Here is a 13,843-nt window from a genome sequence, read left to right as displayed (position 1 = left end):
GTCCGCGGCCCTCACGAACGCGCCGTACGCCCGGGTTCTCCCGGAATGTCGCGACAGAACGGAAAAAACGCTCCGGATATGAACTCAGCGGACCCCGGATTCCGGATCTGACCTATTCCCGCCCGCCTGTTTCCCGGAATGGAAGTGCGCTCGGACCGTATTCGCCGATTACTCGTTTCACCGCCCGGCCCCGTGATTCCCGCGCCGAGTGTGGGTACATGGTCAGTCGGCGCAGGGAATCCCCTTCGCCTCACCGCTCGACGGAACCGGCTCCGCCGGCCCCCTGAATCCGTTTTTCCGGAAGAGGCATGACCGTCACTCTCGTTCCGCTCCTCGGCGCCCTTGTGCTGGCGCTCGCCACCGGTTATCTGATAGCTCGGAAGTCCGGAACTTCCGAGGACGACTACCAAGGGCCCGTGGGGACCCTGATCGCTCCGTGCGTACTGGCCATCTACCTGGTTTCGATGGCCATGGGCATCGTGATCGGTTGGGAGAACAAGAACACCGCGGCCGACAACACGGTCGATGAGGCCTCGGCGGCGACCGCCCTCTATTGGAACACTCCGGCCTTCCCGGACGAAAACGCCTAGCGGGTCCGCCAGGACCTGCGCGATTACATCGAGACGGTCGTGCGCGACGACTGGCCGTCGATGCGGGAGGGAGAGCTGAGCGACGCCGGGGAGACCGACCTCGACCGGCTGATGGTGAGCGTGAACGAAGTCGCTGAGGGGAACCGTCCCGAGACCGCCGATCAGCTGACCGCGCACCAGAACATGGCCGTGCTGGTGGACCAGCGGATCCAGCGGGCCGACTCCGCCGAGGACACCATCCCTCAAGCGCTGACGGTCGCCGTCGTCGTAAGCGCCGCGGCCGTGGCGGTGATGCCGTTCGGCTCCAGCACCCGCGGCTCCCGGGCGAAACTCCTCTGGGCCCTGGTGAACCTGCTCTTCGTCGCCGCGACGGTCGTGGTGCTGTTCTTCCTCGACAACTCCTACGCCGGGGTGCACGCCATCGACCCCCAACCGCTGCAGGACGCGCTCGCCGGGTTCGACCGGATCGACCGCGCCATCGGTGCCTGAGCGAAACGGCACCCGCCAGGTCCCCTATCCGCGGCTACCGGACGCTCCCACAGCCACCGCGACGCTGATCAGCACCACGAAGAGCATGATGTGCGCCGGGCTGAACCCGTCGAACCCGCGGTCCTCCCCCGCCTCAGGCGGGTTGGCGCGCAGCGGGGCCGCGAGGGTGGACTCCGGCGGATCTTCGGGCACGGCCGGATCGGCGGGTGGAGAGGCGGCCGCGGGCGAGGGGGCGGCCCTCTCAAGGGGCGGTTCCTCCGGCGATGGCGGCGGTTCCAGGGAGGGCGCGGACGGTTCGGCCTGCGGTTCCGGAGGGGGGTCGGAGGCGGAGTCGGACGGCGGTTCCGGCGGCGCCGGTTGCGGAGAAGGGGGCTGAGACGGATCCGGCGGGGACGGATCCGGCGGCGGTTCCGGGGAGGGCGCGGACGGGCAGGCCGGCGGCGGCTCCCCTACGGAGACGGAGACCGTGACCCCTGGAGCGCAGACGATCACACGCCCGCCCACCTCAACACTCGCCCCGGGCCCCTGCACCGAAACACCGGGGTCCGTGCCGGGGTCACCGCCATCGCGCCCCTCCGGGGAGGAAGGCGGCTCCCCGGGCTCCCGGGAGACCTCAGCGGCCTGGACGGGCCCCACTGCCGCGAAAAGGGCGAGGGCGAGTGTCAGTCCGGGGACGGCCGCGCGGGGGCCGCCCCGGCGGGACCGCGGTGAGGAGGGACGAACCGAACCCGCGGAACGCGGAGAGGCCTTCGCTGGGGGCATGCCGCTCATCTCCTCATCGACTCGGGGCGGCTCGTATGGGGGAGAGACCCGACGGGGTAGGCGCCAACGAAAAGGGGACGGCCGCCCCCACATGATCGCGGAATCCGACGCCGCTGTCCGCGAGAACGCGGACAGAAGTCCGTACCAACAAGGCGATCACGGGAAAAGGACAGGATGGTCGGGGCAGACAGGCACGAACAGAACCGCTCCGGAGGCGGCGTGAACAGGATCGGATACGGGGCGAACAGCCGTCGGCGGCGGGCACGTTCCTCAGACGAAGAAAAAGTGGGTCAGGTGGAAGAACACCGGTGCCGCGAAGCAGATCGAGTCGATGCGGTCCATTATCCCGCCATGGCCTTTGATCATGGTGCCGTAGTCCTTGATGCCGCGGTCGCGCTTGATGGCCGACATCGTGAGCCCTCCGGCGAACCCCATCAGCGCGATGGTCAGCGACATCGCACCCGCCTGCCACGGACTGAACGGCGTAATCCACCACATGGCCGCGCCGAGGAGCGTCGCCGACACGATACCGCCGACGAATCCCTCGACTGTCTTGCCCGGACTCACTCTCGGCGCGATCGGGCGCCGCCCGAGCGTCTTTCCCCAGATGTACTGCAGCACATCGCTGGCCTGGACCACGAAAACCAGGAAGAAGAGCAGCTTGAGATTCTGCTCCGCGTATCCGGGGATCTCGAGCATCAGCAGCGCCGGCGCATGGCTGACACAGTAGACACAGATCATGAGCGCCCACTGCGTTTTGGCCGCCCGCCCAAGGAAGTCGGTGGTGTCTCCCGCCATCGCGGCACGGACCGGGATGAACAGGAACGCGTAGACGGGGATGAAGATGCTGAAGAGCCCGTACCAGCCGCCAGCGACCAGCAGGTACTGCACCGGTATGACGATGAAGAACGCCCAGAACAGGGCCCGGTGGTCGCCGGAGCGCGCCGGGGTGAGGGTGACGAACTCGCGCAGCGCCAGGAACGAGGTGAGGCCGAACAGCAGGATCGACCCGATGGGTCCCATTGCGACGGCAAGTGCGAACACGGCGCACATCGCCCACCATGCACGGGTTCGCGCATTCAGGTTGTCGACAGTGGCGATCGCCGAATCACTGACAACGTTCCTGCGCAGGATCGCACCAACGGCGGTCGCGATGACCAGAAGCCCGAGAACGCCGGCACTCAGCCACACCAGTTCACGGTCGATGGCCACAGGACTCCTCCTTCAGCTTGAGCAGTGACGCGCGGGCACGCTCGAGAAACTCGGGCTTCGACTCCCCAGAGACCATGCGGATGGGCGCGCCGAAACGCACCTGCCCCAGGGCGGGCACCGGCAGGAATTCCTCCTTGGGGAGGATGCGGTTCAGGTTCTCCAGGTACACGGGCACCAGATCGGTATCGGGCAGCTCCGCCGCGAGATGGAAGATGCCGCTGCGGAAGGGAGCGATCCCGGCGTCCCGGTCGTCGCTCTGCCGGCGGGTGCTCCGGGAAGAGGATCAGCGACGAGCCGCCGCGGACGGCCGCGGCCATCTCCCCGACCGCGCCCGTGCCGCGGGTACGCTCCCCGCCGCCGCCCGGGCCCCCGCGCTCGACGAGCACCGTGTGCAGGACTTCCTTCGCGAGGTAGCGCCGGACCGGCCCGCTGGTCCAGTAGTCCTTCGCGGCGACGGGCCGGGTGCGGGCGCGCAGGCTGACGGGAAGGACCGACCACAGGACCACCGCGTCGAGATGACTCGTGTGGTTGGCGAAGTACACGGCGGGATCGCTGTACGGCAGCTGGTCGGCCGGCTGGGGCCTGACACCGCTCAGCAGCCGCGCGGTAATGGTGATCCCTTTGGCCAGGGCGCGGGCTCGGTAGCTCATCACGCCTCGGCCTCACGGACGATACGTACGGCACGGCGGCAGACGGTCACGACACAGCCGACCACGATCAGCGCGAGTGCCACCGGCAGCGCCCGCGCGGGCACTCCGGCGAGACCCTCCAGCGCCTGGGCCAGGCAGGCGAGCGTCATCAGCGCCATACGGTGCTGCTTGGCCATCGGGCCTATGAAGGACTGAGCGAGTCCCATCGACCCGCCGAGCACACGGATATATGCCGTCAGCACCGCGAGAAGAGCGGCGGCCCACCCCAACTCGGAGCCGTACGGGACAGAGGTGATCGCATAGCCTGCGCCGATGAGGATCAGCGGATCGGCGATCCGGTCGGGGAAATCGTTGAAGACCTCCCCCGACTTCGTCCCCCGGCCGCCCTCGACCGCCACCATCCCGTCGAACAGGTTGCACAGTAGCCGCAGCTGTATGAAGAGCGCGGCCGCGACCGGGAACAGGATGTTCGCATACGCCGTGTTCGTATGGGCCCCGAGCACAAGACTCGCCCCGGCGGCCAGTGCGAAGAGAACGCTGGCCACCGAAATCTGATTGGGGGTCACACCGGAACGCGCCAGTCCCGATGCGACCGCGCCCGCCCACTTCGCCTTCCGCGCCTGGATCGGCCGGCGGGCGCCTTCTCCGACATCCGCCCCCGGTGCGTCTGTCGCCGTGTCCTGCTGCGCTCGACGCGCGTGTGTTCTCACTGGTATTCCTTTTTCTTTTCCTACGACCCCGTGTTCCCCGCCCGGTGGTGACTGTTCGGCATGCGCTGCCGGAATGGCATCTTGGGCCTGGTCCCGCTTTGCGATCGCGGAGCCGCGAGACCCCCGAACGCGGTCGCGCCGAACGCCGATCAAGATACGCCGTTCGCAACGCTCAGAACTTCGGGCGGCCGAGCAGACGAGAACCCGCGGTTGGCCCTCCAGCGCAAAGCCATTCAGAACAGAAATCCGCATCCGCTGCCGGACGCTGCGTCACGCTATCCGACGGGGAGAAGATTCACCAAACCCCCTGACAGGATCACCGAACCCCCGAAGCACACCGACTTGAACTGCCCTTTCGCCACCGACGAAAATCAGAACAAAACCGCGGCCGCCGTGTGATCTGGCTTACACAAAAAGAAACACAATCCCCACTGCCAGAATTCACTCCCCGCCTCTCGGGCGCGACCACCGCACTCCTTAAATGAATCTGAATTCTTTAAGGAGGGATCTGCATTCCTGTAATCGTTTGGGCGGTGGCGGGCAGCAGGGTGCTCCCGGGAACACGTCCCGCCCTGCGCCGCGGGCGGGGCTTCGAACACGGTCGCCCGCGACCACGATGGACCCTTCGCCGGGCCGTCCACCTCAAAAACGACCCGGCGAAGGGGGTCAGCGGCGCGGTGGCTTGGGAACGAAAGCGCTGGTCCGCCGGGTGTACTCCTCCCAGCCAGGACGCCCGTTCATCCGCTGTTCCAGGAGGCGCCGGCCGGATCCCCTCGTGAGCAGCCATGTCATCACCAGCGGCGCGGGCAGGGTGAGCACCCCCGCCCAAGAGTCAGCGGCGATCAGGAAGAACCCCCACCACACGCACGCGTCACCGAAGTAGTTCGGATGCCGCGTCCAGGCCCACAGCCCGCGGTCCATGATCCGCTCCCGGTTGGCCGGATCGGCCCTGAACCGGGCGAGCTGCCCGTCGCCTATGGCCTCGAACGCGAACCCGAGAGTCCAGACGAGGGCGCCGGCGGCCATCACCCACCCGGCCTCCCCGCCGCTGTACACCGCGACCTGCAACGGCAGCGAGACGAACCAGATCAGCGCGCCCTGCAGCAGGTAGACGACCCGCAGCGCGTACGCGTCGCGGTTCCCGGGAGCCCCGGCGAGCAGCGCACTGTAGCGGGGATCCTCCCCCTGGCCCCGGCTCCGGAAGGCGATGTGCACGGACAGCCGCGTCCCCCACACCACGGTGAGCATGGTGACCAGCCACGAGCGGACCACGTCGCCGTGGCCGGTGGAGAGCACCGCCGAGACCACGGCGACCACGACGAACCCCGCGCCCCAGGCGACATCGACGACGCTGTGCCGTCCCAGCCGCCGGGCGGCGGCGAACGTCGCCAGCATCAGAACCGCGATCGCGCCCGCCGTGACCGCCAGGTTGAGACCGAAAACGGCGAGCGGGAAGTCCCCCATCAATGCACCACCTCAAGGCTGGAGCGCGTCGCCGGCATCCCGCTGCCGCCCCCCGGCAGCGGGCGCACCGAGAGAATCTGGTCCACGCCCATGCGCCCCTCCTCGAACGTCAGCGCGCCCCCCGCGAGGTAGAGGCGCCACATGCGCGCGGTCCTCGTTCCCACAAGGGCGACAACGGCGTCGAACTCGTTCTCCAGAGCGTCGGACCAGGCCTGTGCCGTGCGTACGTAGTGCTCGCGCATGGCATGCACGTCGCGCACCTCCAGACCGGCCTCCTCCAGAAGGTCGATGGTCGCCCCGACAGGGCGAATGTGCATGTCGGGCGCGATGTAGGTCTCGATGAACGGACCACCGCCGGGGGCGGTACCGCGCCGCGACATCTGCTGCACCAGTGCCCGCCCGCCCGGACGCAGCGAAGCGTGCAGCCGCGACGCGAAGAGCGGGTAGTTGCGCCGCCCGACGTGCTCTCCCATCTCGATGCTGGCCACCGCGTCGAAGGGGCCGTCCGCGATGTCGCGGTAGTCCTGGCGGCGCACCTCGACGCGACCGCCCAGTCCCAGTGTGTCGATCCGGGAGCGCACGTAGTCGCGCTGCTCGGTCGAGAGGGTGATGGCGGTGACGCGGGCTCCGTAGTACCGGGCGGCGTGCAGGCTAAGGGCGCCCCACCCGCATCCCACGTCGAGCAGGCGGTCGCCCGTCACGAGCCCGAGCTTGCGGCAGACGAGATCCAGCTTGTCCGACTGCGCGTCGATGAGCGTGTACGAGGGGTCCTCGGAGGTCCAGTAGCCGCACGAGTAGGCCATCGACGGGTCCAGAAGGATCCGGTACAGCTCGCTGGAGATGTCGTAGTGGTGGGCGATCGCCCTGGCGTCGCGCTGGCGCGAGTTCACCATCCCCCGCATCCGGGCCTCCGCCGCGGGCGGCGCCGGCGGCGTTTTGACGACCCCCAGGACCAGGGCGACGTGGCCTATGCGGACCCAGTCGGCCGGGCGCGGACAGGAGGTGCCGTGCGCCCGGATCGTCTTCCACACGTGGCGGAGCCCTTCGGTGAGGTCGCCCTGGACTTCGAGGGTTCCGCTGATGTAGGCCCGCGCCAGGCCGAGCTCTCCGGGCTTGGCGAGCATGTGGCGCAGGGCGTCGCGGTGGTGCAGCACGACGGCGGGGGCACCGGCGGGTCCCGCCTCGCTGCCGTCCCACGCTCGCAGGCGGACGGGGAAACAACCGTTGAAGAAGCCGCGGAGCGCGGAGGCGAGCAGGGGTGCGACTCCGCGCGCGGCGCTCGTGGACGGCATCGTTCAGTCACGCTCCATGATCAGCTGTTCGACGTCCAACATCCCGGACCGGAAGCCGGCCTCGCAGTAGGCGAGGTAGAACACCCACATGCGGCGGAACGTGTCGTCGAACCCGAGGCGGGCGACGTCGTCCGATGCGCCGCTGAAGGTCTCCCGCCAGATCCGCAGCGTCTCGGCGTAGTCCGGCCCGAAGGCGAGGCGGTCGGTGGTCCGCAGAGCGGTGCGCAGCGCCATCTGCTCCTCGATCGCGGGGATCGACGGGATCAGACCGCCGGGGAAGACATACTTGTGCATCCAGGTGAAGCCGTGCCGTGAAGCCCGCATGAGCCGGTGCTCCATGCAGATGGTCTGCAGGCTGACGCGGCCCCCTGGACGGAGGAGGCGGTCCAGGGCGGTGCAGAACACCGGCCAGTAGCGTTCGCCGACCGCTCGATCATCTCCACGCTCACAACGGCGTCGAAGCGGCCGGTGATCTCGCGGTAGTCGCACAGCCGGATGTCGACGCTCCCGCTCGCCCCCGCTCGGGCGGCGCGTGCGCGGGCGAGGTCGCGCTGCTCGCGGGAAAGGGTGATCGAGGTGACCTCGGCACCGCGGTGTGCGGCGCGGATGGCGAGTTCGCCCCAGCCGGTGCCGATCTCCAGCAGCCTGGTGCCTTCGGTGACTCCCGCGCCGTCGAGCAGCCGGTCGATCTTGCGGTGCTGGGCCGCGGCCAGGGCCGCGCGGTCGGGCTCGTGCTCGCCGTCGAAGAGCGCGGCGGAGTAGCTCATCGTCTCGTCCAGGAAGAGCGCGAACAGCTCGTTGGACAGGTCGTAGTGGTGGCTCACGTTGTGCCGGGCCCCGCTTCGGGTGTTGCGCTCGGCACGCGGCCGGGTGGGCAGGGCCAGGTGCCGCAGCGGCTGCAACGGCCGGGGAACCAGCTCCTCGTATCCTTCGGCGAGAACCGTCAGCAGCGAAACGAGCTCCGGTGAGTCCCAGTCGCCGGCCATGTAGGACTCGCCGAACCCGATCAGGCCGTCGCGCGACAGCCGACGGTAGAGGGCATCCGGCCGGTGCAGGCGCATCCGCGGCGCGCTGCCGCCGGCCGCGGCCGGCGGGCCGTCCGGGGTGGTCACCCGGATGGGGGTGCGCGCGAACGCGCGCTCGGCGAGCAGGCGCGCCACACGGGAGCGTGCGCCGGCTCGGGGCACGCGGGCGACGTCGGGCCAGCGTCCGGGGTCGATCGGGGGGGTCGTTCGGGTGGTCGGGGTCGTGGCGGTCATGGCCGGTGTTCCTGTCTGTTCTTCACGCGGGACGGGGTGTTCACCAGGGGGCGCGGTCACCGGTGCGGGCCGCGGGACGATCGGCAGGCCGCGGAGGAAGAGCTTCACGCCCTGCAGCCGGATGCGCGCGGCACCGGCCAGCGGGGTGAGCGGGTGGCGCAGCGCCAGGCGGAGCAGTGAGGCCGGGGTCGCCGGGCGGCGCCGCCCGCGCAGCGACGCCACGAACGGTGCCGTTCCCGGGCGGTGCAGCGTGACGGTGAGGGCGAGCTCGCGGCCGGGCTCGGGCAGGCTGAGCCGGTAGACGCCGTCCACGGCGTTGAACGGCGAGACGTAGAACTCCTTGCGGGCCTGCGCCCGGCCCCGCGTATCGGGGCGTACCAGGTAGCGGTGGCGCTGCCGGTAGGTGTTGTGCACCTCGGCGATGACGCAGGCGAGTGAGCCGTCGGCGCGGTAGCACCAGTACACCGTGATCGGGTTGAACACGTGGCCGAGCACGCGTGCGTGGGCCAGCATCAGCACCCGGCCGCCGTTCGGCTCGATGCCGTGGGCGCGCAGGAAGGCGTCGACGTTGGCGCGCAGCGCCCCGCAGGCGTCCCCGCAGTGGTCGCGGACCGGGAACCGGGCGAGCGGGCGCAGCGGCCACGGCAGTCGCGGAAGGTCGTCGATGTCGACCAGCCAGTGGTAGCCGGGGTAGCTGAAGGCGTTGCGCAAAGGAGCGGTGCGCACATGGGTGACCGTGGTCTCGTACAGCGCCGGTGCGGCGGCGAGATCCCGTTCCGGGGTACTCACCATCCGGCTCCCAGTGCGGCGGCGGCAGCGGCCCCGGAACGACAGCCGTCCTCGTGGAATCCCCACCCGGAATAGGCCCCCGCGAACGCCAGGACGCCGTCACTCAGTTCGGGCAGGCGCTGCTGCGCGGCCAGGGCGTCGGGAGTGTAGACGGGGTGCTCGTAGACCATGGCGGCCTCGACGCGTTCGGCGGGCACCGCCCCCTCGCCGTTGAGGGTGACGATGTAGTCGCGGTCCGACGTGAGCCCCTGCAGGCGGTTCATATGGTAGCTGACCTGCACGGCCTCGTCAGGGGCGGAGCACGAGGAGATCCTGTGGTTCCAACTCGCCCGCACCGCGTTCCGGCGCGGCAGTACAGAGGGGTCCGTGTGCAGCAGGACGCGGTTGCGGGAGTAGCCGAACGCCCCCAGCACCTCGCGCTGGGCGAGGGTGGGGTCCTCCAGCAGGGTCAGGGCCTGGTCGGCGTGCGTGGCGACAACGGCCCCGTCGAACCGGGCGGAGGTGTCGTCGGCGCGCAGTTCGACCCCTTCGGCGGTCCGCCGGAGTCTGCTGACCGGCGTGGAGGTGCGCACCGACGTGAGGTTCTTGGCGAGGCGTTCCACGTAGGCGCGGGAGCCGCCCACCACGGTTCGCCATTGCGGGGATCCGAAAACGGTCAGCATCCCGTGATGGGCCAGGAACGTGAACAGGTGGCGCGCCGGGTAGCGCAGAGCCGTCCCGGGCGGGCAGGACCACACGGCCGAGACCAGTGGCAACAGGAAGTGCGTGGTGAAGTAGGAGGAGTGCCGGCGTGCGCGCACGAACTCTCCCAGGGTCGGTTCCCAGTGGCCGTGCGAAGCGGGCCCGCTGCGCAGCAGGGCGCGGGCCGACCGGTGGAACCGCGGAATCTCAGTGAGCATGCGCAGGTAGCGGCGGTCGGTACGGGCCCCTCGGGGGAACAGGGCGCGCAGGCCGCGGGCTCCGGCGTACTCCAGCCCGCACTCGTCGCAGCGCACCGAAAGGCTCATCTCGGTGGGGCGGCTGGCCACGCCGAGCTCCTCGAAGAGCCGGAGCAGGTTGGGATAGGTGCACGTGTTGTGCACGATGAACCCGCTGTCGACCGGCAGCGTCGCGCCGCTGCCGTCGGTCACCTCGTGGGTGTGGGCGTGCCCGCCCAGCCGGTCATCCGCTTCGAACAGAGTGACGTCGGCCCCGGCGCGTTGCAGGATGTGCGCGGCGGTAAGTCCGGTGACGCCGCTGCCGACCACCGCCACGTGGCGGCGTTCACGATGCTGACTCATCCGGCCCCTTTCACCTCGGCGGGTGTGTTCTCCCCCGCTATTCGGCGCGGGTACGGGGCGCGGATTGGTCTCGACAGCAACGGTGTCGTCCGGCGAAGGTCCGGCTGGTCAGCCCTCCAGCGGCATCTCCATCATGGGAGCGGTCGTGGGCTGCGGGGACCCGCCCTCGGGCTCGACGGTCATCGCCACCCCCTCCGCTTCGTCCGCTCCCGTCGCCACCAGTGGCCGGGCCGAGCCGTCGGAGTCGACCGCCAGGATCCCGGCCGAACGCACCGAGCCTCCGGGCCGGGCCAGCCACAGCTGGTAGTCCTCATCGTCGAGCCGGTCCAGGCCCTCCGCGCTGAAGACGAGCCTGCCTCTGCTGTGCGAGGTGACCACGCTCACCGACACCCCCTCCGCGGGCTGGGCCGACGTGGTCCGGGCGTCCGGCGCCGCGAGCACCAGGGCGACCTCGCGTTCGTTCTGCCGCATCTCGCTGAGTTCGCGGTACTGGTTCGCGGCGACACCGCCCAGCACGACCGCCAGCAGGAGAGACGCGGCCAGCCCCAGCCCCATGCCCTTCTGCCACCACCGGCGGGGGATCGCGAGCGGCACGGGAGCGGGAGCGAGCTGGCGCGTGCGGGAGACCTCGTCGAGGACGCGGCGGCGCAGATCCTGCGGCGGTCTCCGCGCGGCGGCGGTTCCGAGAAGCGCCGCGGTCTCGGTCAGCCCCCGTACCTCCTGCGCGCAGGACTCGCAGTAGGCCAGATGTTCCTCGAACCGGCGCAGCCCTTCCTCCTCCAGGGCGTTGAGCGCATAGGCACCGGCCAGCGTGTGCACGTCCTGACGTGGCCTTCTGCTCACCACTCCACCCCCAGGCAGTCGCGCAGTCGGACGAGGCCGTCACGCATACGGGTCTTGATGGTCCCCAGCGGAGACGAGAGCAGCCGCGCGACCTCACGGTAGGAGTAACCGCCGTAGTAGGCCAGCCGGACCGATTGGCTCTGCAGCTCGGTCAGGGTCTCCAGGCAGCGGCGGACGCGCTCCTGTTCCAGGCGGCCGGTCGCCTCCTCCGCGACCTCGTCATAGGGGGTGGTGACCTCCGCCGCGGCCACCCTGGCCGCACGTTTGGAGCTTGCCTGTTCGGAACGGACACGGTCCACCGCGCGCCGGTGCGCGAGTGTCAGCACCCAGGCCTGCGGGCTCCCTCTGTGCTCGTCGTAGCGGCAGGCGCTGCGCCAGACCTCCACGAGAACCTCCTGGGCGACCTCCTCCGATTGCGCCGGGTCGCGCAGGATCTTCCTGACCAAGCCGTAGACCGAAGGGATCACCCTGTCATAGACCTGCTCAAAGGCGCGCTCGTCGCCCCGAGCGACCTGCCGCAGGAGCTCGGCGAGTCGGGGGGATTCCGCGATGGCCGGCTCGGGCGTGTCGACGTGGTGCGCCAGGGGTTCCTCTTTCATCTGTCCCTTTCTTCGGCGAACGACTCACCGCCTGCTGGCCCGTTCCGCTCGCAGGGTCCTCAGAGGGGCAGTGGACTCGCTCCACTGCGCGAGGACGAGGTCGACGATGTTCGCGGCATCCGGCGCCTCCATGTTCTACCGCAGATGGTGCCGGACTCGTCGTTCACCGCGGAATATCCGCCGGGCCCGTGGCCACGGTCTCCCCGATCTCCGGACCAGCGGGTGCTGCTCCCTTCCGCTACGTGGCACGGGCGAGGCCCTTCCGGCCAGGTGCCTCTTCTCGAACGGGACGCAACCAGCGCGGGCGCCGCGGTTCCCGCAGCGCCGTTCAGCGTAGCGATCAGGGTGGCGCCGACGGTCGGCGGGAGCGGATCTCCGCCCGCCAGAACGATGTGTCGCGGCCTTTGCCCCGCCGACTCACGGCGTTCTCCGGCGCGGGATCGCGGCGAACGGTGCGGCGACCGCGATCACCGCCGGGAGTACCGCGAGCGCGAGTACGGGCTGCTGGTAAGACCCCGCGATGTCGTATCCCAGGGAGAGCAGCAGCGGCGCTATCGCGGTGGATGCCACCGCGACCGACTGGGTCACCCCGCGAAGCGCTCCCAGGCTCGCGGTCCCGTAGTAGTACGGAAACGCGGCGGCCTCCACCGCACGGGCGCCCGCTCCCGCCGCGCCCAGTGCGACGCCGTAGCTCACGGCGGTCACTCCGGGCGCCACGAACGGCAGCATGGCCAGTGCGCCCACGTGCATCACCATGGCCAGGAAGATCAGCAGCTTCGGGGAGAACCGGTCGGTGGCCGCGCTGAAGAGGAAGGAGGCCAGGAGTCCGGCGACCGTCTGCGGCAGGAAGTTGGCCGCGGCCTGAGCGGAGGTGAGCCCCTGCTCACCCAGGACGGAGATCTGGTGGAAGAACACCGCCGTTCCCACCAGACCGCTGCACGCCACGGCGCTGCAGACGACCCAGAACATGGAGGTACGCACGACTTCGCGCAGCGGCCACGCCGCTCCCTCCGGACTCTCCCCGGTCCCTGACTCCTCCGTGTCGGTGGAACGGCGCACCCGGCGCATTCCCCACAGGGCGATCGGGAGTACGACCAACCAGATCAGTCCGGCCTCCGCCAGGATGGTGCTGCGCCAACCGAACGCGGCGACGAACCGGTCGGCGGCCAGGGGGAACATTGAGATCCCCGCCGTACCCACCGCGGTGGTGATTCCGAGCATGGTCCCGCGCTTGCGGGTCACCGCGATCGCGACGGTGGTCGTGGCGACCAGCGTCATGCCTCCCTGCCCCATCGCGCGCACGCCGACGAAGGCGACGGTCAGTCCGACCAACTCCTGTACCACCCCCAGAAGCGTGAGGAAGGTGCCGAACATCAGCGCCACCAGCGCCAGAACAGGCCGGGCTCCCAGCCGGTCGACCGCTCGGCCGATCCACGGCAGTGCGACCGCGCCCCCGAGCGTGCCGATCAGGTAGGCGGTCGACACGGCTGAGCGGCTTATCTCCAGGTCGGCGATGATGTGGTCGACGAAGACCGAGATCCCGACGGTCTGACCGGGGCCGCTCAGCGCCAGGACGGTGGCCGACATGGCCACCACCGCCCCGGCGCGCGGCGGCTTTCGTGCCGGGGCCGAGCCGGTGGAGGGGGAGGAGGCGTCGGTCGCTTTCGGGGTGGGCGAGGGCAGGGGGAACACCTTCTTCGTCACGTCTGGCGGGACATCGTGAACCGGCCGCAGAAGACATGGAGTGGTGGGATGACCAAACCAGCGTGTCACCGCAGAGGGACGCGGCTCTGAGCCCCGGGCACCTCTACGATGCTCCCATCGCCGGTGGTGGCGCGGGCCGACTGGTTGCTATGGCATGCACCACCGGCGCGCCGGCGGCAGAACTACAGGGGGCGGCCGAC

General features: G+C 70.0%; 11 protein-coding genes and 5 pseudogenes. 3 read left to right on the top strand and 13 right to left on the bottom strand.

Going from position 1 to position 13,843, the window contains the following annotated elements:
* Window positions 1-308: 308 nt before the first annotated feature.
* Together VS93_RS27270 and VS93_RS27265 are read left to right on the top strand one after the other, a co-directional pair.
* Complete coding sequence (locus VS93_RS27270; RefSeq protein ID WP_052745918.1) at window positions 309-590, top strand: hypothetical protein; 282 nt, start codon at window positions 309-311, stop codon at window positions 588-590.
* A 12-nt stretch (window positions 591-602) separates the two neighbouring features.
* Window positions 603-1,079: pseudogene (locus VS93_RS27265) on the top strand (bestrophin-like domain); the annotation flags it as partial.
* A gap of 24 nt (window positions 1,080-1,103) precedes the next feature.
* Here VS93_RS27265 and VS93_RS29435 read toward each other — a convergent pair.
* From VS93_RS29435 to VS93_RS21685, 13 genes and pseudogenes are all read right to left on the bottom strand, one after another.
* The gene (locus VS93_RS29435; RefSeq protein WP_156184965.1) at window positions 1,104-1,271 is read right to left on the bottom strand and encodes a hypothetical protein; all 168 of its coding nucleotides are present in this window, start codon (window positions 1,269-1,271) and stop codon (window positions 1,104-1,106) included.
* Window positions 1,272-2,111: 840 nt separating this feature from the next.
* Entirely contained in the window at window positions 2,112-3,053 is a 942-nt protein-coding gene (locus VS93_RS21735) for a phosphatidate cytidylyltransferase (RefSeq protein ID WP_046471741.1), read from the bottom strand.
* Entirely contained in the window at window positions 3,037-3,222 is a 186-nt protein-coding gene (locus VS93_RS32020; protein ID WP_052745916.1) for a hypothetical protein, read from the bottom strand. Before VS93_RS32020 ends, VS93_RS21735 begins: the two co-directional genes overlap by 17 nt.
* 28 nt (window positions 3,223-3,250) lie before the next feature.
* A pseudogene (locus tag VS93_RS33535) lies at window positions 3,251-3,703 on the bottom strand (lysophospholipid acyltransferase family protein); the annotation flags it as partial.
* Window positions 3,703-4,413: a CDP-alcohol phosphatidyltransferase family protein gene (locus VS93_RS21725; protein WP_201776713.1), complete on the bottom strand. Its 711-nt coding sequence runs from the start codon at window positions 4,411-4,413 to the stop codon at window positions 3,703-3,705. The gene VS93_RS21725 and the pseudogene VS93_RS33535, both read right to left, overlap by 1 nt.
* Before the next feature lie 666 nt (window positions 4,414-5,079).
* A complete protein-coding gene (locus VS93_RS21720; RefSeq protein WP_046471740.1) occupies window positions 5,080-5,877 on the bottom strand; it encodes a DUF1295 domain-containing protein in 798 nt (265 codons plus the stop codon).
* A complete protein-coding gene (locus VS93_RS21715; RefSeq protein WP_046471739.1) occupies window positions 5,877-7,169 on the bottom strand; it encodes an SAM-dependent methyltransferase in 1,293 nt (430 codons plus the stop codon). The genes VS93_RS21720 and VS93_RS21715 overlap by 1 nt, the downstream gene beginning before the upstream one ends.
* Window positions 7,170-7,172: 3 nt before the next feature.
* Window positions 7,173-8,428 (bottom strand): annotated as a pseudogene (locus tag VS93_RS30125) (class I SAM-dependent methyltransferase).
* 72 nt (window positions 8,429-8,500) lie between these two features.
* A pseudogene (locus VS93_RS30120) lies at window positions 8,501-9,220 on the bottom strand (DUF1365 domain-containing protein); the annotation flags it as partial.
* Window positions 9,214-10,500 (bottom strand): annotated as a pseudogene (locus tag VS93_RS21700) (NAD(P)/FAD-dependent oxidoreductase); the annotation flags it as partial. The pseudogenes VS93_RS30120 and VS93_RS21700, both read right to left, overlap by 7 nt.
* Window positions 10,501-10,605: 105 nt before the next feature.
* A complete protein-coding gene (locus VS93_RS21695) occupies window positions 10,606-11,340 on the bottom strand; it encodes an anti-sigma factor (protein ID WP_046471737.1) in 735 nt (244 codons plus the stop codon).
* Window positions 11,337-11,939 carry an ECF RNA polymerase sigma factor SigK gene (gene sigK / locus VS93_RS21690; protein ID WP_082127095.1) on the bottom strand — a complete coding sequence of 201 codons (603 nt, stop codon included), beginning with the start codon at window positions 11,937-11,939 and terminating at the stop codon, window positions 11,337-11,339. Before sigK ends, VS93_RS21695 begins: the two co-directional genes overlap by 4 nt.
* A 417-nt stretch (window positions 11,940-12,356) precedes the next feature.
* Entirely contained in the window at window positions 12,357-13,526 is a 1,170-nt protein-coding gene (locus VS93_RS21685; RefSeq protein ID WP_046471736.1) for an MFS transporter, read from the bottom strand.
* Between VS93_RS21685 and VS93_RS29425 the strand changes: the two genes are divergently transcribed.
* On the top strand, window positions 13,525-13,662 hold the full coding sequence (locus VS93_RS29425; protein ID WP_156184963.1) for a hypothetical protein: 138 nt from the start codon (window positions 13,525-13,527) through the stop codon (window positions 13,660-13,662). The two genes, VS93_RS21685 and VS93_RS29425, sit on opposite strands and share 2 nt — an antisense overlap.
* Window positions 13,663-13,843: the final 181 nt, after the last annotated feature.

Source organism: Allosalinactinospora lopnorensis, assembly GCF_000981225.1.
In the GTDB taxonomy this organism is placed as follows: Bacteria; Actinomycetota; Actinomycetes; order Streptosporangiales; family Streptosporangiaceae; genus Allosalinactinospora; species Allosalinactinospora lopnorensis.
This window is presented reverse-complemented; position numbering and strand designations above follow the sequence as displayed.